Below are 25889 nucleotides of genomic sequence, written 5' to 3'. Positions count from 1 at the left end.
GACTTGTATTTTTCTAATATTTTACACCATAAATCCTTCAAGGTGTCGGTTTTACACCATTTTCGATAATGATAATATACCGATTGCCACGAAAGTGTTTTTTCTTTGAAAAAAGATTCTACGGGTAATAAATGCCACTGAATTCCTGTTTTTAATTTGAAAATAATAGCATCTACCACTTCTTCTAAAGGAACTGTTACTTGAAATCCTCTTTTTGCTCGTGGCAAATGTGGGATTATTTCATCTTTTATTGTATCTTTGTCGAGTATTTTATACATCATAGGGTTGACTTTGAAATGATTATGTTTTGCAATACAAATTTCGTCAACCCTTTTTTGTTTTCCAAAAAAAAGTTTAAATCAGTTCTATGTATAAATGAAACAATGAATATATCTACGAATACGACTGACTTATGTAGTATGCCTAGTAATTTTACGTGGAGCACTACGCCTAACCTCAAAATTATTGGTAATAATATGGGAACTTCTATACAAGTAAAAGCACTTGGAGATGGATTAGGTTATATACATTTAAATTTTACTAATGGTCAAAAAGTTTCTCAAAAAATATGGGTAGGTAAACCTAATGTTACTATTAACCAGAATTTTACTAATTTAAATAATAGGCTAAGTTTATCATTAAAAAGTACTATAGAAGGTATAAGTGTAACTGAGCAGGGAGTTATTGAAAATGATGTAATTTGGTATAGACCAACACAAAATATAACTAGAAATGGTGGGTTTAATTATTCTTTTTCTGTTCCAAATATGGTAATTGAATACCCTATTCAAATAACGACTTCAAATAAATGTGGAGTTCAAAGTAAAACAGAAATTTTTATGCCTGATTCAACTGATTGTGGTTATTTTGCAACAAAAGAAGGAGGAGATAATTACAATATTGTTAATCCTTGTTCTGATTACACTAATTCTATGAGTTTGCTTAAAAGTCAAAACTCTAAAATTAATAATTTAAATGCTGTTATATACAATTCATTAGGAGAACCAATATTATCAACTAATAATTTAAAATTTAGTCTAAAATCTGTAATGACTGGTACTTACTACTTAAAAATTTTTAAAAATGGTAGTTTAGTACATACACAAAAATTGATTAAACATTAATTAGTTACTTTATGATAAATCACCTCAAAAATGAGGTGATTTTTATTGTATTTTGATTTAGATTAATATTTTAGTGTTTTTGAAACAAAATTTTTATACTAATGAAGAAACTACTAGGAATTTATTTGCTTAGTTTGGCAATTTTTATCGTTTTCTATCCTTTAATAGAAGGGGAGGCGTATAGTTTAAAGTTGGTGTTTAGATCTGCTATTGTAGCTTTAGGAGTGCCTTTGGCTTTTTTAGTGATAAAACCTTATAAAGAAAAATAGACTGCAAGACTAAAAAATAAAAATCCTCACTCTAATTCAAAAGTAAGGATTCTTATTTATATTTTGTTTTAAGTTTAAGGATAAGGGGCTAATTCTACCTCTAACCCGTCCAATTCTTCCGTAATATGAAGTTGACAGCCCAATCTTGAATTGTCTTCTACATGAAAGGCTTCTGCAAGCATCGCATCTTCCTCTGCGGACATTTCGGGTAGTGCTATATCATTGAGCACATAAACTTGACAAGACGCACACATCGCCATACCACCACAAACCCCTACGGTACCTTCTTCAGCAAGTTCGTAAGCGCGAACCACTTCCATAAGGTTCATAGACATATCGGTAGGTGCTACAATATCGTGCTGTACGCCTTCTCTATCGGTTATTTTTAAATGAATATCAGCCATTAATCAATCTTTTTTACTACTGCTTTTTCCGCTTCTTTACGGGTGCCATCAAAACCATCTACACCACTCACGGTAGTATATTTTAGTACATATTTTTTACCAGGATTTAATCGGTTATAAACGCTTTGGCACATCAGGGTTGCCTCGTGAAAACCACAAAGAATTAATTTTAACTTTCCAGGGTAGATATTCACATCACCGATGGCATAAATCCCTTCTCTATTGGTTTGATAGTCTAGTGAATTATTAACTTTAATCGCATTTTTTTCAATTTCCAATCCCCAATCGGCAATCGGTCCTAATTTTGGCGTTAAACCAAATAATGGAATAAAATAATCGGTATCAATTCTAAAAGTTTCTTCCTCTTTTTTCACTGTAATACCTTCAATATGCCCATCACCATGAAGTTCTACTACCTCTGCAGGCGTTATCAAATTGATTTTTCCTTGGTCTTTTAAAGCCTGTACTTTTTCTACTGAATCTAGTGCACCTCTAAATTCGTTTCTTCTATGGATTAAAGTGACTTCCTTTGCCACATTGGCTAAAAAGATACTCCAATCCAAAGCCGAGTCGCCACCACCTGCAATAACAATTCTTTTATCTCTAAACTGCTCAGGATTTTTTACAAAATATTCAACCCCTTTTTCTTCATAATCTGCAATATTTTCAATAGGTGGCTTTCTTGGTTCAAAAGTTCCAAGCCCACCCGCTATGGCTACTGCTTTCGCTCTGTGTACTGTACCTTTATTAGTAACGACTTCAAACCATTCGTCATCCACCTTATCTAATGTTACTGCCGTTTCTGCTAAAGTGAACCCTGGTTGAAATTGTTTAATTTGTTCCATTAGATTATCTACCAGTTCCCCCGCATTTACCGAAGGATACCCAGGGATATCGAATATGGGTTTTTTAGGATACAATTCTGCTAACTGTCCACCTGGCTGAGGTAGCGCATCTATAATATGGCATTTCAATTTTAATAATCCAGCTTCGAATACGGCGAAGAGTCCTGTAGGCCCTGCCCCTATGATGAGTAAATCAGTAGTAATCATTTTTTAATTATTTTGTAATGAATTCTATATCTTTGCAAAAGTAGTAATTTTTGACTAATTTTAGGTTGAGTTTTATCATATAACCGCTCAAAATTAAGTTGGCAATGTTTTTGCAAAACTAACCATAGAATTTTAATTATTTTTAAAATGAAAAAAGCAATACAATTATTCTTAATAGTTTGGACCATTAGTTTATTCTCTCAGGTCAATAATATAAAATCAGGGGAATTTTTGAAATATAGAATCCATTATGGTATTCTCAATGCGGGATTTGCGACTTTAAATGCTAACCAAACCAATTACCAAGGCGCACCACATTTTTATGTAAAAGGCTATGGCTATACTACGGGAGCAGTAAAAGCGTTTTTTAAAGTAGAAGACACCTACGAAAGTTTTATTAATATCAATACGGGATTGCCAAGTTTCTATGTGAGAAATGTTCGTGAGGGTAGCTATACGCAACATTTACAAACGGTGTTTAATCACAATAATAATACACTCATTCTTACCAATAAAGAAAAACCATCGGAACGCCCTAAGACTTTAAAATCAGTAAGAGGAATTCAGGATATGCTTTCTGCATTTTATTATTTAAGAAGTCAAAATCCTTCTGATTTGAAAGTCGGAAGCGTTTTAAGGGTAAATATTTGGATTGATGATGAGATGTTTCCATTCCAATTAAGAGTAGCGGGCGTAGAAACGAAAAAGACAAAATTTGGCGATGTAGAATGTCTTAAAATAATTCCTTCGGTTATGAGTGGGCGTGTGTTCAAGGATAAAGAAGGTGTTACCATGTGGGTGACTAATGACGCCAACCATATTCCCGTAGAACTAAAAGCAGAATTGGTAGTCGGATCTCTAAAAGCCAGTTTATATCAATATAAAAATGTAAAATATCCCATTAACTTCAAGTAAAAAACGACAATAACCATGAATAAAATCACAACATTATTTAATATAAAATATCCTATCATCCAAGGCGGTATGGTATGGCATAGTGGCTGGCGATTGGCATCTGCGGTGTCCAATAGCGGTGGTCTAGGACTTCTAGGTGCAGGCAGTATGTACCCGGATGTTTTAAGAGAGCATATTCAAAAATGCAAAAAAGCTACGACCAAACCTTTCGGGGTTAATGTACCGATGCTCTATCCTAACCTTGATGAAATTATAGAAATTATTTTGGAAGAAGGGGTAAAAGTGGTGTTTACTTCAGCAGGAAATCCAAAAACTTACACAGAAACGCTTCAAAAAGAAGGCTTGAAAATTGCACATGTCGTCTCTTCCCTTAAATTCGCACAGAAATGCGAGGCGGCAGGAGTTGATGCGGTAGTAGCAGAAGGTTTTGAAGCAGGGGGACACAATGGTAGAGACGAAACGACCACCTTTTGTTTAATCCCCAATGTAAGGCGACATGTGTCTATTCCATTAATTGCTGCTGGCGGTATTGCAACGGGTGCTCAAATGAAAGCCGCTATGGTTTTAGGTGCAGATGGCGTTCAGATAGGCTCTCGTTTTGCCGCGACTACTGAGGCAAGCGCTCATGATAATTTTAAACAAAAAATAGTAGAGGCCAAAGAAGGCGATACACTTTTAACCTTAAAAGAACTCGCCCCAGTTCGTTTACTTAAAAATAAATTCTTTTATGATTTAGAAGCCCTCTACGACCAAGGTAGAAATCCCGAAACTTTAAAAGCCACACTTGGTAGAGCCAGAGCCAAAAAAGGAATGTTTGAAGGGGATTTGGACGAAGGCGAACTAGAAATTGGTCAAGTTTCCGCATTAATTGACGACATTATTCCTGTAGAAAAGGTATTCTCGCGATTGATTAAAGAGTTTAATGCTGCCCATTGTGCAGATTTAGGATAGAGAACGGTGGGGCGATATAGCCATTTTAGATTGGTAAAAAATACTTATATTTGAGCCAAACTAAATATAATTGTTATGAAAAGTAAACATCCTAAGGGATTACCTTACCTATTTTTTACCGAAATGTGGGAGCGTTTTGGCTATTATCTTATATTGGGAATCTTCGTATTATATATGATAGACCCGTCTGATAATGGTGGATTAGCCTTTGATGATAAGAACGCTGATGATATTTTCGGAACCTTTATTGCACTCACTTATCTGACGCCATTTTTAGGCGGTTTTTTAGCAGATAGAGTGTTAGGATATATTAAAGCGGTTTATATTGGTGGTGTATTGATGGGGCTTGGCTATATTGGTTTAGGTGTCTTCAAGGAATTACCAATGTTTTATGCCTCTTTAGGGTTAATTATTGTGGGGAATGGTTTCTTTAAACCGAGTATTTCCACATTATTAGGGAACTTATATTCAGAAGAGCCTTATAAAGTCAATAAAGATGCGGGATATAATATCTTCTATATGGGGATTAATATTGGGGCATTCATTTGTAATATTATTGCAGCATTTATGCGTAATAAATTTGGCTGGGGCGAGGCGTTCATTACCGCAGGAGTTGGAATGTTTCTTGGATTGATTATCTTTACCATAGGCAGGAAACATATCCTTAGAGCTAATATTCTAAAACCCATTCAAGAAGGAGATACTACAATTACTTCTGTATTATTAAAAGTATTTGCACCCGCAATGGCTTTTGGTGCTTTAGGTTGGTTTATACCAGGAATTATTTTTGGTTCTAACACTACCGATGCGTTTATTTTTGCTTGTATTCCAGTCATTGTGTTTTATATATCATTATATGTTAAAGCCAATGCCCAAGATAAACGACCAATTGGGGCTTTATTGGCAATCTTTGCAGTGAGTTTAATGTTCTGGGCAGTGTTTAAGCAAAATGGTACAGCACTGACACGATGGGCGAAATATTATACCGATAGAAGTGTTCCTACCATTGCAGAAAAACCTTTGGAAAGTATTTATTTAGTAGATGATAAAGATTTTAGAACCCACGAAGTTCCAAAATATGATGCACAGTATCAAGCGGTAAAAGATAATAATGGCGATAATGTGGTAGAGCAGGGGCAAGATGTTTATTTTAGAAATATAAGTTCTGAGCAACGCGCTTATTTAGAAGTTAATCCAGACCAAAAAGTATTTTTATACAACACCGAGTTATTTCAATCTATCAATCCATTTTGGGTCATTGTATTAACGCCTGTAGTGGTAGGCTTCTTTATGATGCTAAGGCGAAAAGGGAAAGAACCTTCTACACCGGCTAAGATTGTATTAGGCTTATTTATTTCTGCACTCAGTTGTTTGGTCATGGTGGGTGCGGTTTATGCAGGGGACAATGGTATGGTTAAAGTATCGCCATGGTGGCTAGTTGCGGCTTATGGGGTGATTACGGTTGGGGAACTTTGTTTATCGCCAATGGGGCTTTCTTTGGTATCCAAACTTTCGCCACCGAGATTAACTGCTTTAATGATGGGTGGATTTTTCCTATCTACGGCTATTGGCAATAAACTTTCAGGAGTATTGTCCAGCCTATGGTTTGATTACGATAACAAAGCCAACTTCTTCTTAGTTAATTTTGGGCTACTTCTTATTGCGACATTAATTGGTCTGTCTATTCTAAAAAGTTTGAATAGAGCAATGGGGGAGCATAAGTAGTGCGGCTATAAGTATAAAATGTGTATCCCATTCTAAAACATAAATGATAAGTTTTTAGGATGGGATATTACTTTTGTAATAAGATAATGACACTAATTTTTTCAAAATAATAAAGTATAGTCACCATTGGCGTATTGTTCAGCACCTCCACCAAGTCTGTATTGGTATTATAAATAGAGTTTTTAACATTGAAAACCAATCGATCTACTTTGCGTTCAACCAATTTCTTTTTCGATTTCAGTTCAACCGTTTTTATTTCTTTTTCAATCAGTTGACTGAGGCTATCTTTCTTATCTTTTTGAGCATTCAATATTGTAAAACCAAAAAGGCAAATAATGGCAATAAGTTTTTTCATAAGTTGATGGGTATTAGATTACGGTGAGACATCACTCACATTCATCAAGACAAAAATAAAGTAAATTCATTTCCTATACACTAGCCGAATAGATAGTTTTTAAGTTGTTTATAATAAAACATAAACCTCTTATTATTAGTGCTTTGCAATGATTGGTGCGAAAGTAAAAAAAAACGATACGCAAGACTGCCAATGAGCAAGGTATCAATATTGTGGGGAAAGGCTCAGTAAAGGTAATGTTAAACGGTCGTATCGTCCAACTTTCGGGTAGTGAACTGGCTTCGTATCTAAAAGGAATGCAATCCAACGATGTGGTAAAAGTAGAAGTCATTACTTCGCCACCCGCCAAATATGATGCTGAGGACAATGGAGGATTAATCAATATCATCACAAAACAGCGAACACGGGATTTATTTAGTGGAAATTATTCAACTTCGGCAACGAAGAGTACTCAATTTTCGTATGCCAATAATTTAGGATTGAACTATCGAAAAAACGATTTTCAAGCCTTAGTTCGAGTGCGACAATCGGATAGAAATCAAAAGGTTTATGAAAATCAGAATATTCTTTTTACTAATAAAAACCGATTGAATAACCACGCGGATAGAGAAGACCATTCCCAAAATTGGGGCGTTAACGCGGACATTTCCTATCAAACTTCCGATAAAAATCAATTGGGATTGGTGTATGATTTCAGTCATTACAAAAATCAATACGATAATAAAAATACAACCGCTTATTTATCAGCAACACAGGTGGATTCTACGCTTTATACCACTTCTAATTATAGCAAACCTGCAACCGCCCATACCTTAAGTTTATATAATGATTATCAATTAGATTCGCTGGGTTCTCAATTGAGTTTTGTGGCAAATTATTTTGATAATCGTTCCAATTCTTCTTTGGAGTTCTATACCAAAAATCAACAGCAATCTTCGGCGACTTGGAATACCAGCGACCTTAATTATAAGGTGATTTCGGGTCAGGTAGATTTGAATAAGAATACTTCATTGTTGAACTACGAAACGGGTGTCAAATGGACACGTTTCGATAATGAATCCATCATTCAATATTATACTCAAAATAATAACCAATGGGTGGCAGACCCTACACGCTTTAATCAATTTCAGCTGACAGAAGATAATTATGCGGCTTACCTATCTCTTAAAAAATCGTTTTCAGACCAATGGACAATGAAAGTCGGTGCTCGATACGAATATACAGATATGAAAGCCCATGACCCTTCCAATGCCACAAGTTTTGGAAAATCGTATGGGAATTTCTTTCCTAATTTGAATGTAATGTATCGCTTACCTAATCACTCTTGGTCTTTGAACTACAACAAGCGTATCAATCGACCATCTTTGGGACAGTTGAACCCTTTTAAATGGTACTCTAATCCTTATATGTATAATGTGGGAAATCCATTATTGCAGCCTTCTATTACACACAATTTAGAACTCAATTATGTATATGATAATGCTTTTTTAGTAGGGATATTTGGTACACAGCAAACCGATGCCTATGGAGCATTAATCCAAGTGGAAAATGGTATTAAAAAGACGATTACAGAGAATATGTATTCAATCCGAAATATTGGAATGAATCTGTCTTTGGAACAGCGTTGGTTTTCATTTTGGAATGTCTCTGCCAATGCCACAGGTTTTTACTCAAAATCTGAAACGGATAATGCTTTAGTAAAATCTTTAGATGGGTATTCGTTGAGTTATTCTATTAATAATGCGTTTACTTTAAACTCCGATAATAATTGGATGGTGTATGTTAATTTTTGGAATGCTCTACCAGGCAAAGAGTCTAATACCGAAACCAAAAGCCTATCGAATCTAAGTTTCGGAACGCGTTTTAATTTGATGGATAAAAAATTGAATTTTAATCTTCGCGTCAATGATGTATTAAAAGGGACAGTAAGTGAAGGTTATTTATATTACGATTCTTTCAACCAATTTTATAGCAACTATTACGATAGTAGAAGCATCACTTTAGCGATAACCTATAATTTTGGTATCGATAAAACGAGAGTTAAAAATATTAACTTTAGAGATAAGTATAGGGCAAATTAACCCTATACTTGTCTTTTTATTTATTAAGAAGCATTGCGGCCTCCTTAGCGGCATAAGTGAAAATCATATCGGCACCTGCGCGTTTAAAGCAGGTTAAACTTTCTAAAATCACTTTATCGTTGTCTAACCAACCATTTTGTGCTGCCGCTTTTAGCGTGGCATATTCACCACTTACTTGATAAACCGCAATGGGAATATCAATGATGTCGCGTACTTTAGAAACAATATCCAGATAAGGCATCCCAGGTTTTATCATAATGATATCTGCGCCTTCGTCTACATCTTTTAAAACTTCATTAATGGCCTCTCTAGAGTTATGAAAATCCATTTGATAAGTTTTTTTATCTTTTGGAATATCGTTGGATTCTTTTGGAGCACTATCTAAAGCACTTCTAAAAGGACCATAAAAAGAACTGGCGTATTTAGCCGCATAAGATAAAATACCAACATGGTGGTAACCGCTTTCTTCTAACCCTTCTCTGATTGCTTGTACACGACCGTCCATCATATCACTTGGGGCTATAATATCGGCACCCGCTTCCGCTTGAGAAATAGACATTTTTACCAAAGCTTCTACTGTCGCATCGTTATCTACAACACCATTGGTAATGATACCATCGTGACCGTAGATGGAGTAGGGGTCTAGCGCAACATCGGGCAATACTACCATATTAGGTAGTGCAGATTTAATGGCTCTAATGGTTTGTTGCATCAATCCGTTGGGATTCCATGCTTCTGTCCCTTTGTTATCTTTTAAGTTTTCAGAAACTTTCATGTAGAGATTAACGGCTGTTACTCCTAAGTCGTAGAGTTCTTGGCATTCTTTTACCGTTAAATCGATACTTCTACGGTAGATACCTGGCATAGAGGGAATGGGCTCTTGTTTATTTTCGCCTTCCATTACGAACATAGGCATTACGAAGTCGGCGGTGGTTAGATGGCTTTCTCTAACCAATCTTCTTAGGTTTTCGTTGCCTCTTAATCTTCGGTTTCTAGAATATATTAGCATGAACTTATAGTTTTGGAATTATTTTTGTTTTGCAAATTTAACAAGACTTTAATAGAATTCAATGTTGTATATTGATTTTATTTTTAATAGTTTTGTAAACTAAGAATTAATAAGCCTATGAAACAATTTTTATATTCTATACTTTTTGCATTTCTGATGGTACCTAGCGCTGTATTGAACGCCCAATCTTTTAGAGAGCCGTTGTCACTTCAGCAGAAGTCAGACGATGGGGTATTGGTGGCTTATCCTAATCCTGCTAAGGATTTTATTATTCTTAAAACTAAAAATCCTAAGGTTAAGGTTAAAAATGTAACATTTTATTCCATTATAGGAGTAGAGGTGGCTAATGTTAGCCTTGATTCCAACTATGCAGAAGTAAGATTGGATCGTTTAAAGCCAGGGAAGTACTTGATGAGATATTTACTTAGTGATAATACCCAGAAAGTCACACAAATTATTAAACAATAGTTAATTAAGGTAAATTAATCCTCAAATATTTTCTGCGGACGCTTGTCCTCACCGATGGCAACTAGGGTGAAATCTCCTCCTACGGCTTTCTGTCTGTTATCGGCATACATTTCTTCAATAAAGACTTCTACATTCACTTTTACGCTTGTATTACCTACATATTTTACTCTTCCAATTAATTCTACCAAAGTATCGGCAGGAATAGGCTTTTTAAAATCAATACTATCACAACTGACGGTAACAAAAGACTTTCTAGCAAATCGGGTTGCGGTGATAAAGGCAACTTCGTCCATCATTTCCATAACTGTACCTCCAAACATGGTGTTGTGATGATTAGTGATATTAGGAAATACTACCTTAAAGATATGAGTTTCAGATTGTTTTATTTTTTCGTCGTAGTTCATTGTTGAGTTTTTTTTCAATGAGGGCAAATATAGAATTTTCTTTAGAAATAGGAAACTTTAGACCATCGTTTTAGGGAGCATCATCTTTGTATAATCACTAAATAAAGTGGATATGGCTCTAATCTTAAATTCGGTTGCTGGTTCGTATAGAATTTATTAACTTTGTCCAAATTAATTGAAAATAAAAAAATAAAAATAATGAGTCAATTTGATGTTACCGTTATCGGTTCAGGTCCAGGTGGTTATGTGGCAGCGATCCGTTGTGCACAATTAGGATTTAAAACTGCAATTATCGAAAAATATTCTACTTTAGGTGGTACTTGTCTTAATGTCGGCTGTATTCCTTCTAAGGCACTATTGGATAGTTCAGAACATTTTGAAAATGCTAAGCATAACTTTGCAAACCATGGAATCCTCATCAACGAGCCAAAGGCAGACCTTGCCAGAATGGTGGAAAGAAAAAATGAGGTGGTAGAGCAAACGACTAAAGGGATTAATTTCTTAATGGACAAAAACAAAATTACTGTTTTTGAAGGATTGGGAAGTTTTGAGTCGGCGACTAAAATTAAAATTACCAAAAATGATGGTTCATCAGAAAGTATAGAGTCAAAATATACGATTATCGCGACAGGGTCTAAGCCTTCATCGTTACCATTTATTACTTTAGATAAAGAGCGTGTAATTACTTCTACGGAAGCGCTTAACCTTAAAGAAATTCCTAAACACCTTATCGTCATTGGTGGTGGTGTCATTGGTCTAGAATTAGGTTCTGTATACAAGAGATTAGGCTCTGAAGTAACGGTAGTAGAATATCTAGATAAAATTATCCCAGGAATGGATGGGGCGCTGTCTAAAGAATTACAAAAAGTGCTTAAAAAACAAGGCGTGAAATTCCAACTTTCTACGGCGGTATCTGCGGTGTCAAGAGAAGGGGATACTGTAAAAGTTACAGCGCAAGATAAAAAAGGTAAAGACATTAGCCTAGAAGGCGATTATTGTTTAGTAGCTGTGGGTAGAAGACCTTATACCGATGGTTTAGGTTTAGAAAATGCTGGTGTAGAGTTAGACGAAAGAGGACGCGTAAAAGTTAACGACCATCTTCAAACTAATGTCTCTAATATCTACGCTATTGGTGATGTGGTAAAAGGAGCGATGTTGGCTCACAAGGCAGAAGAAGAAGGTGTTTTTGTTGCTGAAACTTTGGCAGGACAGAAACCACATATTAACTATAACTTAATTCCAGGCGTAGTTTACACTTGGCCAGAAGTGGCAGGCGTAGGTAAAACGGAAGAGCAATTGAAAGAAGAAGGCGTTGCCTATAAGTCTGGAAGTTTCCCAATGCGTGCGCTTGGTAGAAGCCGTGCAAGTGGTGATATCGATGGATTAATCAAAGTATTAACCGACGAGAAAACGGATGAAATCTTAGGGGTACACATGGTAGGTGCTAGAGCAGCAGATATGATTGCAGAAGCCGTAGTAGCAATGGAATTCCGTGCGAGTGCTGAAGATATTGCAAGAATTTCTCATGCACACCCTACTTATACTGAAGCAATTAAGGAAGCCGCTTTAGATGCTACGGGTAAACGAGCTATTCATATGTAATTTGCATAACAATATAATTATCAAAGTCTTCCGTTAATATTTCGGAAGGCTTTTTATGTTTAATTTAATCTTAGGCTTTAGCGTTGAGGTATCTCATTAAAAAATCGTATTTTTGAAACACTAATCTATTTTACCTAGAAACTCATCTATCATGATTAACAAAATATATATTTCGATTACTTTATTAGTTGCGAGTTTATTTAGTGCTCAATCGCCCTTATGGTTAAGACATTCCCAAATTTCACCAGATGGGAAATCAATTGTGTTTTCGTATAAAGGTGATATATACAAAGTGTCAACTAATGGTGGACAAGCAATAAGGCTCACCACCCATCCAGCGTTTGATTCCGAACCTATTTGGTCGCCAGACAGCCAACGCATTGCCTTTATGAGTGATAGGGAAGGGGGGTATCAGCGTTTATTTATCATGTCTGCTAATGGCGGGACTGCCAAGCAACTGACTTTTCATTCCCAAAAAGCGAATCCATTGGCTTTTACCCCTGATGGTAACAATATCGTATACGCTGCTAATTTACAAAACGACTATCAAAATGTAAGGTTTCCAAAATACGAACAAGTTTACCAAATTCCTATTGATGGCGGTCAGCCTAAAAGATTGCTAGATTGGCCTACACAAGCCCTTTCTTTTTCCGATGATGTTATTTATTTTGAGGATTTAAAAGGAGGCGAAAACAAATGGCGAAAGCATCACCGCTCCTCGGTGACAAGAGATATATGGACTTACCAGCCTAAAAGCCAATCTTACAAAAGAATAATTGATTGGAAGGGGGAAGATAGAAACCCCGTAGTGTCTAAAGATGGGCAAACCCTTTACTTTTTAAGTGAACGAGATGGACAGTTTAATATTTATAAATCTAATATTTCTCAATCTAATCAAGTACAGCAGTTAACTTTTCACAAAGATTTTCCTGTACGGTTTTTGTCTGTATCGGATAATGGTTTAATTTCCTATGGCTATGCGGGGGAACTTTATACTTTAAAAGAAGGGGAATCGCCTAAAAAATTGAATATCAGTATTACCACAGATGTGCCAGAGCATCAGTCGGAGTATAAAACATTTACTTCTGGGGCTACCTCTTCTGCGGTGTCGCCAGATGGAAAGCAAGTGGCATTTGTGGTAAGAGGGGAAGTATTTGTAACGGCGACTGATTACAATACCACTAAACAAATTACCGAAACGCCTGCGGCAGAAGCTGGGGTAACCTTCGGAGCAGATGGTAGAATTTTAGTCTATGCCAGTTACCGAGAGGGCTATTGGGATTTGTATAAAGCAGAGATTCAACGCTCTGAAGATGCTAATTTTCCAAACGCCACTTTAGTAAAGGAAGAAAAATTGATTCCTAATGATACTTCGGAAAAAATGTATCCTCAATTTTCACCTGATGGAAAAGAAATTGCGTTTGTCCAAGACCGCAACCGATTGGCAGTCTATAATCTACAAGATAAAACCATTAGAAAAATTACCGATGACCGCTATCAAGTAGAGCGCAATGGCGATATTACCTTTCAATGGTCGCCTGATTCTAAATGGTTTGTGGTAGAATATGTGGCGAGACATCATGCTCCGTATTATGACATTGGCATCATTAAGGCAGATGGTACGCAGCCCGTATTTAATTTAACGGATAGTGGCTATTTTGATACCAACCCGCGCTGGGCGTTGGGCGGCGATGCTATTATTTGGAGTTCCGAAAGGTATGGTATGAGAAATCACGCGTCTTGGGGTTCTATGCGAGATGAAATGATGGTGTTTCTTAACAAAGAAGCCTACGATGAGTATAAAATGAATAAAGAGGAATACGAACTCTTTAAAAAAGATAATCCTAATGAAGAACCTAAAGATAAAGAGGACGGCGATAAAACGGCTAAAAATAAGAAAAAAGAAGATAAAAAATCTAAAATAAAACCCATTAAAATAGATTTTGAAAATATTCAAGAACGGATTGTAAGATTAACCCCGAATGCTTCTAATTTAGGCGATGCTATTATTACTGAAGATGGTAAAAAATTATATTATTTAGCCTCTTTTGAAAGTGGCTACGATTTATGGGAACACGATTTAAGAGATAAATCTACAAAACTGCTTTCTAAACTTAATGGTCGCTCTATGCATTTTGACACCGATAAAAGTGGCAAGGAAATTTTCCTGCTAGGGTCTAGTCAAATGAAGAAATTAGACAAGGATAAAAAAGTCAAAGATATTAAATATAAAGCCTCGATGAAGTTGGATTTGCCAAAAGAGCGAGCTTTTATGTTCGATATGGTAAAGCGTGAGGAGCAGGAGCGTTTTTATGTTAAAGATATGCATGGTGTAGATTGGGAGCAATTAACCACTCAATATCAAAAGTTTTTACCTTATATAAACAACAACTATGATTTTTCCGAAATGTTGAGCGAGTTGTTGGGGGAACTTAATGTATCGCACACGGGGTCTGGTTATCGTACTTCTGGGAACGCATTCCAATCCACCGCAGAGTTGGGATTACTATACACCGCAGTTGATAATGGTTTAAAAATTGATGAAGTATTGATTAATGGACCATTTGATAATGCCCGTTCTAAAGTGAAGGCTGGCGATATTATTGAAAAAATAGATGGTAAATCCATTACTCTAGACCAAGACTTTTATGCATATCTTCAAGGAAAAATTGGACAAAAAATACTGGTGTCTTTATATAGTCCGAAAAATGGCAAACGCTGGGACGAAGAAATTAAAGGTATTAGTAGTTCAGATTGGAATGAATTATTGTATCAGCGTTGGATAAAACAAAGAGCTGCCGATGTAGAACGCTGGTCTAATGGTCAATTAGGCTATGTCCATATCCGCTCTATGGGCGATGGTAGTTTTAGAGAAGTCTATTCCGATGCGTTGGGGAAATATAATGATAAGTTGGGGATGGTGATTGACATTAGAAATAATGGTGGCGGACGATTACACGAAGATGTAGAAGTATTCTTTAGCGGTAAAAAATATCTTACCCAAATGATTAGAGGACAACGCTATGCCGATATGCCTAGCCGAAGATGGAATAAACCCTCTATTATGGTGGTGAATGAGGCGGACTATTCCAACGCTCACGGAACCCCTTGGGTTTATCAGCATACGAAAATTGGTAAATTGGTAGGTGCACCCGTGCCAGGGACAATGACTTCGGTTAATTGGGTAACGCTACAAGACCCATCATTATATTTTGGAATTCCCGTGGTGGGTTATCAAAAAGCAGATGGGAGTTATCTAGAAAATTTTGAACTTCAGCCCGATGTATTGGTAACATTAGACCCTAAAAGTGCAACCCATGGGGAGGATAACCAGTTGAAAAAAGCAGTAGAAGAATTATTAAAACAAATAAAACCTAAGTTATGAAAATAGCCCGATATTGTGCTATCATTTTTGGATTTCTGGCTTTAGGGGAGTTGATTGTGTATTTTACGCATATCAAGTTTCCTTCTAGTCTTATAGGGATGTTTTTGCTGACGATTGCCCTTCATTTTAAATGGATAAAGGTGGAGTGGGTAAAAGGCATTGCCGATTTTTTATTGAATAATTTAGGGCTGTTTTTTATCCCGTCTTGTGTGGGCATTATGTTGTACTTTGATATTATTGGTAAAAATTTAGTAGCGATTATGCTATCTATTATTATCAGTACTGCATTGGTGATTTTAGTAACGGGAAAAGTTTATCAATTCATTAGAAAAAAGTTGAAGTAATGCAAGAGATGTTAGAGAATCCAATATGGCTTTTGGCGGTCACTTTTATATGTTATTATGCCGCGTTACTTTTACAAAAGCAATTTCCTACGCCTTTTTTAAATCCTATTTTAATGGCGGCGCTTATCATTATTGGTTATTTGAGTATTTTTAATATCAGTTTTGAAACTTATGAAAAGGCAGGACAGTTTATAGACTTTTTTTTAAAGCCTTCGGTAGTGGCTTTGGCTGTGCCATTGTATCTTCAATTAGAAAAAATAAGAAAACAATTGATTTCCGTTTTAGTTGCCCATCTTTTGGGAAGTTTAGTCGGTATTATAAGTGTTTGTGGTATTGCCAAACTTTTTGGAGCCCATCGAGAGATTATTGTGTCTTTAGCTCCAAAATCTGTTACTACTCCTATTGCAATTGAAGTATCGAAAACTTTAGATGGTCTGGTGCCGCTTACTGTGTCGGCGGTAATTATTACGGGATTGGTAGGCAGTGTGATAGGATTTCATATTTTAAGATGGACGGGTATAAAAAGTCCTATGGGGCAAGGTATTTCACTAGGGGCTTCGTCGCATGGAATGGGCATTATGATGTCGATGTCTTTAAGTGAAAAACACGCGGGATTTGCTAGTGTAGGGCTTATACTAAATGGTGTTTATACCGCACTGCTAGCCCCACCAATTATCCACTTAATGTTTTAGTTCTTTTTTTATCATACCATTTAATAATTGATACATAAAGCACCGCTTGAGGAAAGGATATTAAGAAATTTATGAAAAAACGATGCATCCAAATACTATAAAAATCTTCCGAATCCTAACTAAAGAAGCCGCATTTACCAAACACAGTGGCGTGGCAATAAGTATTACAAACCTTAGCGTTTGCTTAAAGCGTGGATTCATAACTTAAAAATTCTGAGGTTGTGATATGAGTTCCAAAGTGATGTACAATTTCTCGAAGCATATAATCTTGTTGCTGGCGATTAAATGCGGCACTAGCATCCGAGATAAGGACGGCGTGATAACCTTTGTCATGGGCTTCTCTCAAAGTGCTTTCTACACAAACATGTGTAGCGTAGCCCGCTAAATATAGTGTTTCTATTTTATTATTTCTTAGGTAAGCATCTAGATTAGACCCTGTAAATCCGCTAGCTCCTATTCTGCCTGTTACAACAAATTCCCCATTTGTAGGTGCTACGGAATTGTAAAATTGAGAACCGAAACCATCTTTTGGGAATGTGCCAGCATTGGGAATGGCTTTTCTTAGTCCGTATTGTCCATGGGCTAGTTCGGGATAGCCTTTTTCAAATCTTAATCCTACATGGATGATGGGCATTTTAATTTGTCTGGCGTGATGTACGGTTTTTTCGATATTAAGGATAGAAGTTTGCATTAGGGTTCTATCTTCTATTAGTAGACGGTTGAGTTTGCCGTCTGGATGCATCCATTCGTTTTGAGTTTCAATGAGAACTAGTGCTGAGGTTTGGGATTGGAATGTAGACATATTAATATGATTTAATGATTATTTTCAATAATTGTAAATAATTTACAATTGCAAAGTAAAGGGATTTATTTTATATTTGCAACAATCGTTGTAGATTATTTACAAAATATATTCTTGCTAAATTGTTGTAGATTTGAAAATGCTCTACTCATTTAAATACTGAATTGATAAAAAAGAGCAATTTTAGTTGTTCATTATTATTTATAAACATATATGAAACATCAGGAAAAAGAAACAGCCTTTGACTTCGATTTTTTGGAAAAGTTGGTTGTGGGTATCGGCGAAGTATCAGAAATTACGGATATTCCTACGCGACAAATTCGCTATTGGGAGGACAAAGGCATTATAAAAAGTCTTAGCGAAAATGGAAAAAATAGAAGATACGATTATAAAAATATTAAGAAAATACTATTGATAAAAGAATTGCTAGATGAGGGTTACACGCTAGATGCTTCTGCCGAAAAAGTGAGCAAGCGTATAGAAATGATAGAAGCCACTTTTAATCAGTTAAAGAAAAATCATCATTAACGCTAGAGTTTTCCTAATCTATGACTACGCATCCATTATTGTCAAAAGAAATTTCTGAATTTGTAGCGACTTTTAACCCGCGAGAAGCCTTGTCGGTGTTGCTGAAAAAGCCATTATTTCCTGAGGTTACTAATCAACAATTGGTACAGCAAATAGAAGGTCGGGCTATTGCGGCTAAAAAACTGCCTTTTCTAGATAGAACAGATATTTTGTTTCCCCCAAAGCTTAATTTAGAACAAACTTCATCGCAAACAACGGCAGCATACAAGGCACAGCAGGTTTCGGGAACGCGTTTTTTGGATTTAACTTGTGGTTTCGGGATTGATGCCTATTTTCTATCAGCTCATTTTGAAGAAACCACATTGGTGGAACGCAACACAGCTTTAATGGAAATGGTGATGCACAATTGGGATGCCTTATCCAAAAAAGCGACTTTCATTAATGAAGATTTAGAAGCTTTTTTGGCACAAGACAACCAAACCTACGATTTAATTTATCTAGACCCTGCACGAAGAAATCAGCAACAGAAAAAAGTATTTTTATTAGAAGACTTATCGCCTAATCTATTGGATATCCAAAATCAATTATTAGAAAAAAGTACTAAAATCTTAATTAAACTTTCACCATTAATTGATTTAAAATATCTAACCACTGTCCTGAAATCTATCGAATGGATACATATTGTAGCAGTAAAAAATGAAGTAAAGGAAGTCCTAGTATTGCAAAATATCTGCTACACCCAAGATAAGATTTCTTGTAAAGCGGTTAATTTAGAATCCCACGAACCTGATTTTGATTTTAGTATAGACGATATCCATACCCAGTCCATAGCGTATGCTGCACCCTTGCGTTATTTGTATATTCCGAATCATGCGGTGCTTAAATCAGGGGCGTTTGGTGTATTGGCTTCTCGGTTTGGGTTAAAAAAACTTCATCCCAATACCCATTTCTTTACTTCGGATGATATTGTTGAAGGCTTCCCCGGACGAATCCTTGAGGTAGAGCCGATAGAATCTAAAAGGCTAAAGAAAAATGATATCTATAATATCATTTCCAAAAATCATCCATTAAGTCCGCAGCAAATCAAAAAGAAATACAAACTAAAAGATGGCGGTACAGATTATCTTATTTTCACCCAAAGTATCGATGGAAAAATTATTTTAAAATCCATATAAATAAGGCAATAAATTTGGGGTGTAAGGCATATATTTAGTATTTTTGGGCAAAATTTAGAATTATGAAAAAATATATCTTCGCAATCGCGACACTTTCGTTTGTAGTTTCTTGTCAGAAAATTCAACCGGGAGGAAATAAAAGTATTCTTAAACAGGGTGAAGACACTGAAACTTATTATGATGACCACAGAGGTAGTGGTGAAGCTCATGGAGAAGAAGGGCACCATGCGACTACTGCGGCACATAAAGACGCAGTTGAAGTTACCGTAATTGATGGTGTTACGCTACACGGCTTTAAAAATGGTCTTGAGGAGCGTATGGTGGCATTTTTAAAATCTGGAAAATATGATACTGAAACAGAAGAGGGTTTAAAATCAGTATGGTATGATTTTGATAATGTTAACTTTAAAATGGGTTCTTCTACAGAGTTAATTTCTGGTGAATCTCAGATTGATAATTTAGCTAAAATTTTGAAAGTCTATCCAGATGTAAAAATTAAAATTGGAGGTTATACAGATAAAACTGGTAACGAAGCTACTAATAAAAAAATATCTCAGCAAAGAGCAGAATATATTAAATCTCAGCTTGAAAAAGCTGGCGTAGGAAATCAAGTTATTTCTGCTGAGGGGTATGGAAGTCAGTATGCAGAAGTTTCTGCAGATGCTTCTAATGAAGAAAGAGCTTCAGATAGAAAAATGGCAGTTCGATTTACTAAATAGTCTGTTTTTATAACGTATAAATATAATACCCGAGGGATATACCTTCGGGTATTTTTGTAGTGGGTTCTATTTTACTTTAGAGAAAATTTCATAGAAAATGCTTACCTTTAGCCAAAATTAAATTTAACAAGAAATTATGATAAAGAAACGCGTATTATTATCTACATTGCTATTACCAGCGGTAATGACTTTTGCTCAGCAGTATGGCGGTATGTGGATTCCAACGGAAGTGAATGAAAAGGAAATGAAAGATTTGGGGATGAAAATTTCTGCTAAGGATATTTTTAACCCAAACAAACCGAGTATTAAAGATGCGGTGGTTCAGTTTGATGGTGGCTGTACAGCGGAAATTATCTCGCCTAAAGGATTGTTATTGACCAATCACCACTGTGGGTATAGTAAAATCCAGGCACATTCTACCGTAGATCACGATTATTTAAAAGATGGCTTTTGGGCAAATAATATGTCGGAAGAGCTTCCGAATCCAGGCGTAACGGTAGACTTTATTGTCGATATAAAAAATGTAACAAAAGAAGTTTTAAAAGGTAATCCTAATTTACCAGAAGTGGAAATCAAGAAAAATATTGAAGCGGTTAAACAATCGTTGCAACAAGAGGATTATCAGCATGTGGTGATAAAACCTGTTTACTATGGCAACCAATACTATGCGTATGTGATAGAAACCTTTAAAGATATTCGTTTGGTGGGAGCGCCGCCATCGTCTATTGGTAAGTTTGGTAGCGATACAGACAACTGGGTTTGGCCAAGACACACGGGGGATTTCTCAATGTTTAGAATTTATGCCGATAAAAATAATAAACCTGCGGAATACTCTAAAGATAATGTACCTTATCAACCAAAACACTTTTTACCCGTTTCTATTAAAGATAAGAAAAAAGACGATTTCACTTTTGTTTTTGGTTTCCCTGGTCGTACGCAGGAATATCTTCCAGCCATTGCAGTAGAAAAAATTATGAACGAGGTAGACCCTGCGATGATTTCTGTAAGGGAAGTAGCACTAAAAACTTTAGATCAAAAAATGCGTACCGATGATGCTACGCGTATTAAATATGCTGCAAAATATGCCTCTATTGCCAACTATTGGAAAAAATGGATTGGCGAGGTAGAAGGGCTTAAAAAATCTAGAGCCGTAGAGAAGAAAAAAGCCTATGAAGCGAAATTAATCAAAATGAATCCGTCTATCAAAACGACGATAGATGAACTTAATCGTTTGTATAATGAACAAGCCCCTTATGCACTGAATAGTGCTTATTATAACGAGCTTTTAAGAAATTCTGAAACGCTAAAACTTGCCAATTATTATTTAGAGTATTTGGCATTTGTAGAAAGTGGGAAGTCCGTACCAGAAAGTTTAGTTAATGCCATCAAAAGAGTATACAAAAACTATGATGCTGAGTTAGATGCTAAAGTTACGGCAAAATTATTAGCACTTTACACCCAGAAAACGCCTCATCAATTTTACCCTCATGGTGTGCCAGAATTTAAAGAAAATGAAGAAGCCAAAAATATCAATAAGGTAGACGAATGGAGTGAAAATTCAGTGATTACGGGGCGTAAATCTTTAAATGGGATGAATACCGTAGATAATCTAGACCAGTTGCTAGCCAATCCAGAGGCATTGAAACAAGACTTAAATGGCGATTCATTAATTAGTTTGATGGCGATATTAAGAAAAACTTATGGTGAGACAACTTACAATCAATACAATAGTCTTCAAAATAAAATTGATGCTCAGTTGAAGCAGTTTATGGCAGAGCAAATGGCAACAGATAAAGACCGAAAATTTTTCCCAGATGCCAATTCTACTCTTAGGGTAACTTATGGAAAAGTCCAAGGGTCTAACCCTAGAGATGCTGTTAAGTACGAATACCAAACGCATACCGATGGTATTATGGAAAAATATGTACCAGGGGATTATGAGTTTGATGTACCTCAAAAGTTGATTCAGCTTTATAATGCTAAAGACTATGGCATTTATAAAGACCAGACGGGGGAAGTACCTGTTAACTTTACGGCAACTAATCATACTACGGGTGGGAACTCAGGTAGTCCTGCGTTGGATGCTTATGGAAACTTAATCGGACTAAACTTCGACCGCCAATGGGAAGGAACGATGAGTGATATCAATTTCGACCCAAAACTTTGTAGAAATATCATGGTAGATACGAAGTATATCCTATTCATCATTGATAAGTATGCCAATGCTAAATGGCTACTCGATGAAATGAAAATTGTAAAATAATATATTGGTCACGATAAATAAAAACCTCTATTTCATAAGAAGTAGAGGTTTTTTAGTATCTATTTTTTTATAAGAGCTTTATGTTTAATCCAAGACCAAACCGAAAGGATAATCATAATGGCAGTCACTAGATATACCCAAAGTGGAATTGGAATAGGGTCGCCCGCAGCATAAGAGTGTAAACCTGAAAGGTAATAGTTTACCCCAAAATAAGTCATAATTACACTGCTGTACGCAAGCATTGCTACCATGTGGAAGGTTTGGCGTCCCCTTAATCCTGGCACCAGTCGCATATGCAGTACAAAGGCATAGACCATGACTGAAATAAATGCCCAAGTTTCTTTAGGATCCCAAGACCAGTAGCGTCCCCAAGATTCATTAGCCCAAACCCCACCGAGGAATGTCCCTATCGTTAATGCAAATAAACCTATCGTCATAGACATTTCAGATACGGCCGTTAGTTCTTTAATGGTGGTGTCGTGGTGTTTCTTAAATAAAGGTTGGTTGGCAATGATATAAAATAACAATACAATAATCCCAATAATAAAAGATAGTCCAAAAAATCCGTAACTAGAGGTAATAATGGCGACATGTATGGTCAGCCAGTAGGATTTTAAAACTGGAACTAATGGTGTAATTTGTGGGTCCAGGCTTAACGCACCATGAGCAAATCCCATCAATAATACCGCCACTGAAAAACCTGCTGCTGGAATTAGGGCATTACTATTTCTATACAATAGAAGTCCTGCGGTAATCCCAATCCAAGAGATGAACATAATGGCTTCGTAGCCGTTACTCCAAGGGGCGTGACCAGAAATGTACCAACGAATACCTAAGCCAATAAAATGGATAATATAGCCTACAACGCCTAAAGCAATAATCACTTTAATGACCTTGTGCAATATTCGGTTAGGCTTGAATAATTCTATAAATCCTAAGATGAGCAAAAGTGCTGCAATTACTGTATAGTATATCATCAGTTTAAAATTGATGTCGATTTTGTTCATCATCAATTCTAACTTGACTTTAGTAGGGGAGGGCAATACATTTTTACCCCATTTTTGTTGGTATTGTTTTACTTTTTCTAGTTCTGCATTAGCTTTGTTCCAATTGTTACTTTGGGTTGATAACAATACAGAAGAAAGATAAGGACCGAGGATATTTTGAGCAGTACTGTCCACTTCAAAATTGGTGTCCATTACAGAATTCCACTTATGGTTAGGGTCATTTTGAACTGGAATCACACGGAAATATTGCCATGCCATAAGTCCATTCATCACCTGCACTTTATCGTTAAGTTTAATGACAGCTTGGTCATATCTAGATTGCTCCGCAGGTTTTTTGTTGAATGCGATGTTGTAATCGTCTTCCAAAATAAACCTTAAACTTCCTTTGCCATCCGCAGGGAATAATTTTACTAAACTGGTATAGCCGTCTTCATTGGCTTTGGTTTTTTTCTTAAGCTCTTCGCCTACCTTACCTTTGTTTTCAACTTTAATGATGTCCACCTGAGCCCAAAACATAGGGTCTATCGTTGCCGCTAAAAACCATTGGTTGGCGTTCAGTTGTCTAAAATGTGTTTTTCCCGTTAATTTTGACAAAATCTCTATGGCTTGGGTATTGATGGGCTGTATTCTACCATCATAACTTTGGACGAGTAAAGAACCAAATTGCTCCGCATGGTCTTTGTCTATATTGATATGTTCCACCATATCATCGGCAGAAAGCACCTTTTGGTTTTGAGGGATTTGTGCTTGTGTCCATCCAAAACCTAAGAATAATAATGCGATGCCGAGAGATTTTTTCTTACCAATGTCTTTCAGCATTTTATTAAGTGTCCAGAATCGTGTACCTTTCCAAAATAAGGTAATAAACATAGATAAAAACATTAATATATAGCCAATATAAGTGATGAGTGTCCCCCAATAATCGTGGTTTACAGAAAGTAAGGTGCCGCGTCTGTCAGGGTCAAAACTAGACTGGAAAAAACGGAATCCTTTGTAGTTTAATATATGGTTCATATAGATGTTGTATGGCGTTTCTTTGCCTTCGTCTAAAATTTTCACATGGCTTTCAAATGAAGACGGCGAAGAACTCCCAGGGTAAGTTTCCATTACAAACTTGTCTAATTTTAATGAGAAAGGTGTATTATAAACTTTAGCCCCATAGCCCAGCATTATATTCATTCCATCTACCGAAATTTGTTTTACTAAATTCGGGTTAAATTCCTGAACTTGCAATGCTACTTTTTGTTTAGTTTTTGGTCCTTCTACTTCTACTAAAAGTTCATCGGGAATGTGTTTTTCTTTGTTTTTGTCCCCAGAATAAGAAATGAGTTTTCCTTTTTTAAGTCCTTCTGGTACTACAATTTTTAATTGATTGATGGTGTAAAGGCTTCGTAAAACCAATGGCTGATATTCGCCTTGTTTGGTCGTCCCTGTGGCTTGGGTTGCCATGGTCATATAGTTGGCATCTACGGGAGTTTTTATTAATAATTGATTGTCTTGTTTTTTAAATTCCACAGCCCCTTCAATAGGTCGGTTGTAAGAAATCAGCATCCCATCAATATTCTTTACATCGCCTTCTGCAAGGTAATATTCTAGCCTTCCCGTATCGTCTGTGGTTACAAAATGAAGGTATTCCTTTCCATTAGGGATGGGTTGAATACTATCTTTTTTCCTTGGGATATAAGCCAATTGTCTAACTTTAATCTTTTTCCCATGGAAATCATAAGTTGCCTTGAAATAATGATTGGTCACCTTACTCCAAAATGGAATTTCTGGTGTCATTTGGTAAGGAATATCTTGGTAGCCCAATCGGTCGCCATTTTCTTCGATTTGAACTTTAAAGAAATTCTTAAGTGAGGTAATTTCATTAGAAGATGCCCCTTCGCGGATGTGCATTTGTCCTTCATAGCTGATGTACCTTGTAATCGCACCGCCTATAAAAAGTAAAACAAAGGATAAGTGGAAGACCAATAAAGGCCATTTTTCTCTTTTCCAAAGTCTATACCGTCCGATGTTGCCTATAAAATTAAGGATAAGCAAAAACATCAGCAATTCAAACCATTTGGATTCGTAGATAAAGGCTTTTGCCGCAGGGGTGCCGTAGTCGTTTTCTAGGAAAGTAGCGTATGCCATAGAGAGGGCATAGAGCAACAGCAAAACCGCCATGGTTCGAGTAGAAATAAGAATATCTTGTAATTTTTTCATAGACTTGATTTTGTAAGGATTACACCTTTAATCTGCAAAAATAAGGATGAAAAATTAAATATAAGGACACTTGACTTAAATCATACGCTGTGGTTGTCTATTTAGAATTAAAATAAATTGATAAAGATTAGATATTAAACTTTGATGTATTGATGTAAAAAGTACAGATATTCTTACTACACTTGTACATTTATACACCAGCAATACATAATACAATAATACATTTTTAAATTATCTCTTGCACAATAAAAAAATTATTGTACCTTTGTTGCCATTATGTTACAAGAAACCAGCATATTAAAAATTTCTCAAAAAAAACTACTAAATAATTTGGTAGTTTCAGAAAAAAGTGTAAACACACACACACACACACACACACACACACACACACACACACACACACACACACA

23 protein-coding genes are annotated in these 25889 nt (G+C 36.0%); 15 read left to right on the top strand and 8 right to left on the bottom strand.

Going from position 1 to position 25889, the window contains the following annotated elements:
• Positions 1-281, bottom strand: a 281-nt coding sequence (locus C237_RS0106140) for a transposase (RefSeq protein WP_018675623.1), incomplete at its 3' end; no start/stop codon positions are given.
• Positions 282-476: 195 nt separating this feature from the next.
• Here C237_RS0106140 and C237_RS0106135 point away from each other — a divergent pair.
• Both C237_RS0106135 and C237_RS14540 read left to right on the top strand, forming a co-directional pair.
• Positions 477-1124 (top strand): T9SS type A sorting domain-containing protein, encoded by a 648-nt coding sequence (locus C237_RS0106135; protein WP_169584739.1) that lies wholly within the window; start codon positions 477-479, stop codon positions 1122-1124.
• A gap of 101 nt (positions 1125-1225) precedes the next feature.
• The gene (locus tag C237_RS14540; protein ID WP_018675621.1) at positions 1226-1393 is read left to right on the top strand and encodes a hypothetical protein; all 168 of its coding nucleotides are present in this window, start codon (positions 1226-1228) and stop codon (positions 1391-1393) included.
• Positions 1394-1467: 74 nt separating this feature from the next.
• Here C237_RS14540 and C237_RS0106125 read toward each other — a convergent pair whose 3' ends face one another.
• A complete protein-coding gene (locus C237_RS0106125) occupies positions 1468-1797 on the bottom strand; it encodes a 2Fe-2S iron-sulfur cluster-binding family protein (RefSeq protein ID WP_018675620.1) in 330 nt (109 codons plus the stop codon).
• Positions 1797-2849, bottom strand: a complete 1053-nt coding sequence (locus tag C237_RS0106120; protein ID WP_018675619.1) for an NAD(P)/FAD-dependent oxidoreductase — start codon at positions 2847-2849, stop codon at positions 1797-1799. The genes C237_RS0106125 and C237_RS0106120 overlap by 1 nt, the downstream gene beginning before the upstream one ends.
• A 147-nt stretch (positions 2850-2996) precedes the next feature.
• Between C237_RS0106120 and C237_RS0106110 the strand changes: the two genes are divergently transcribed.
• From C237_RS0106110 to C237_RS0106100, 3 genes are all read left to right on the top strand, one after another.
• Positions 2997-3764, top strand: coding sequence for a DUF3108 domain-containing protein (locus tag C237_RS0106110; protein ID WP_018675617.1), 768 nt, complete (start codon positions 2997-2999; stop codon positions 3762-3764).
• 15 nt (positions 3765-3779) lie between these two features.
• Positions 3780-4715 (top strand): NAD(P)H-dependent flavin oxidoreductase, encoded by a 936-nt coding sequence (locus tag C237_RS0106105; RefSeq protein ID WP_018675616.1) that lies wholly within the window; start codon positions 3780-3782, stop codon positions 4713-4715.
• A gap of 75 nt (positions 4716-4790) precedes the next feature.
• Positions 4791-6440, top strand: coding sequence for a peptide MFS transporter (locus C237_RS0106100; RefSeq protein ID WP_018675615.1), 1650 nt, complete (start codon positions 4791-4793; stop codon positions 6438-6440).
• 67 nt (positions 6441-6507) lie between these two features.
• On the opposite strand, the gene C237_RS0106095 is transcribed toward C237_RS0106100, so the two are convergent.
• Positions 6508-6795 (bottom strand): hypothetical protein, encoded by a 288-nt coding sequence (locus C237_RS0106095; RefSeq protein WP_156809718.1) that lies wholly within the window; start codon positions 6793-6795, stop codon positions 6508-6510.
• A 212-nt stretch (positions 6796-7007) separates the two neighbouring features.
• Here C237_RS0106095 and C237_RS0106090 point away from each other — a divergent pair, with 212 nt between their 5' ends.
• Positions 7008-8876, top strand: a complete 1869-nt coding sequence (locus C237_RS0106090) for a TonB-dependent receptor domain-containing protein (RefSeq protein WP_156809717.1) — start codon at positions 7008-7010, stop codon at positions 8874-8876.
• A 16-nt stretch (positions 8877-8892) separates the two neighbouring features.
• On the opposite strand, the gene hemB is transcribed toward C237_RS0106090, so the two are convergent.
• On the bottom strand, positions 8893-9885 hold the full coding sequence (hemB, locus tag C237_RS0106085; RefSeq protein ID WP_018675612.1) for a porphobilinogen synthase: 993 nt from the start codon (positions 9883-9885) through the stop codon (positions 8893-8895).
• 117 nt (positions 9886-10002) lie between these two features.
• Between hemB and C237_RS0106080 the strand changes: the two genes are divergently transcribed.
• Positions 10003-10353 (top strand): T9SS type A sorting domain-containing protein, encoded by a 351-nt coding sequence (locus tag C237_RS0106080; protein ID WP_018675611.1) that lies wholly within the window; start codon positions 10003-10005, stop codon positions 10351-10353.
• A 14-nt stretch (positions 10354-10367) separates the two neighbouring features.
• Here the strand turns inward: C237_RS0106080 and C237_RS0106075 are convergent, their stop codons facing one another.
• Complete coding sequence (locus C237_RS0106075) at positions 10368-10757, bottom strand: acyl-CoA thioesterase (protein WP_018675610.1); 390 nt, start codon at positions 10755-10757, stop codon at positions 10368-10370.
• Positions 10758-10955: 198 nt separating this feature from the next.
• Between C237_RS0106075 and lpdA the strand changes: the two genes are divergently transcribed.
• The 4 genes from lpdA to C237_RS0106055 all read left to right on the top strand — a co-directional run bounded on the left by lpdA (position 10956) and on the right by C237_RS0106055 (position 16780).
• Complete coding sequence (gene lpdA, locus C237_RS0106070; protein ID WP_018675609.1) at positions 10956-12359, top strand: dihydrolipoyl dehydrogenase; 1404 nt, start codon at positions 10956-10958, stop codon at positions 12357-12359.
• A gap of 151 nt (positions 12360-12510) precedes the next feature.
• Positions 12511-15744, top strand: coding sequence for a S41 family peptidase (locus tag C237_RS0106065; RefSeq protein ID WP_018675608.1), 3234 nt, complete (start codon positions 12511-12513; stop codon positions 15742-15744).
• On the top strand, positions 15741-16088 hold the full coding sequence (locus C237_RS0106060; protein ID WP_018675607.1) for a CidA/LrgA family protein: 348 nt from the start codon (positions 15741-15743) through the stop codon (positions 16086-16088). Before C237_RS0106065 ends, C237_RS0106060 begins: the two co-directional genes overlap by 4 nt.
• Positions 16088-16780, top strand: a complete 693-nt coding sequence (locus C237_RS0106055) for an LrgB family protein (RefSeq protein ID WP_018675606.1) — start codon at positions 16088-16090, stop codon at positions 16778-16780. Before C237_RS0106060 ends, C237_RS0106055 begins: the two co-directional genes overlap by 1 nt.
• Before the next feature lie 184 nt (positions 16781-16964).
• On the opposite strand, the gene C237_RS0106050 is transcribed toward C237_RS0106055, so the two are convergent.
• The gene (locus C237_RS0106050; protein ID WP_018675605.1) at positions 16965-17582 is read right to left on the bottom strand and encodes a cysteine hydrolase family protein; all 618 of its coding nucleotides are present in this window, start codon (positions 17580-17582) and stop codon (positions 16965-16967) included.
• 213 nt (positions 17583-17795) lie between these two features.
• Here C237_RS0106050 and C237_RS0106045 point away from each other — a divergent pair, with 213 nt between their 5' ends.
• From C237_RS0106045 to C237_RS0106030, 4 genes are all read left to right on the top strand, one after another.
• Positions 17796-18110 carry a MerR family transcriptional regulator gene (locus tag C237_RS0106045; RefSeq protein ID WP_018675604.1) on the top strand — a complete coding sequence of 105 codons (315 nt, stop codon included), beginning with the start codon at positions 17796-17798 and terminating at the stop codon, positions 18108-18110.
• A gap of 20 nt (positions 18111-18130) precedes the next feature.
• Positions 18131-19285, top strand: coding sequence for a THUMP-like domain-containing protein (locus tag C237_RS0106040; RefSeq protein ID WP_018675603.1), 1155 nt, complete (start codon positions 18131-18133; stop codon positions 19283-19285).
• 62 nt (positions 19286-19347) lie between these two features.
• On the top strand, positions 19348-20004 hold the full coding sequence (locus tag C237_RS0106035) for an OmpA family protein (RefSeq protein WP_018675602.1): 657 nt from the start codon (positions 19348-19350) through the stop codon (positions 20002-20004).
• A 136-nt stretch (positions 20005-20140) separates the two neighbouring features.
• Positions 20141-22267, top strand: coding sequence for a S46 family peptidase (locus tag C237_RS0106030; protein WP_018675601.1), 2127 nt, complete (start codon positions 20141-20143; stop codon positions 22265-22267).
• Positions 22268-22326: 59 nt separating this feature from the next.
• Here C237_RS0106030 and ccsB read toward each other — a convergent pair whose 3' ends face one another.
• A complete protein-coding gene (ccsB, locus tag C237_RS0106025) occupies positions 22327-25479 on the bottom strand; it encodes a c-type cytochrome biogenesis protein CcsB (protein ID WP_018675600.1) in 3153 nt (1050 codons plus the stop codon).
• Positions 25480-25889 lie beyond the last annotated feature (410 nt).

It is taken from the genome of Riemerella columbina DSM 16469 (genome assembly GCF_000374405.1).
GTDB lineage: Bacteria > Bacteroidota > Bacteroidia > Flavobacteriales > Weeksellaceae > Riemerella > Riemerella columbina.
The sequence above is the reverse complement of the archived record's forward strand: the minus strand, read 5'-3'. Positions and strand labels throughout refer to the sequence as shown.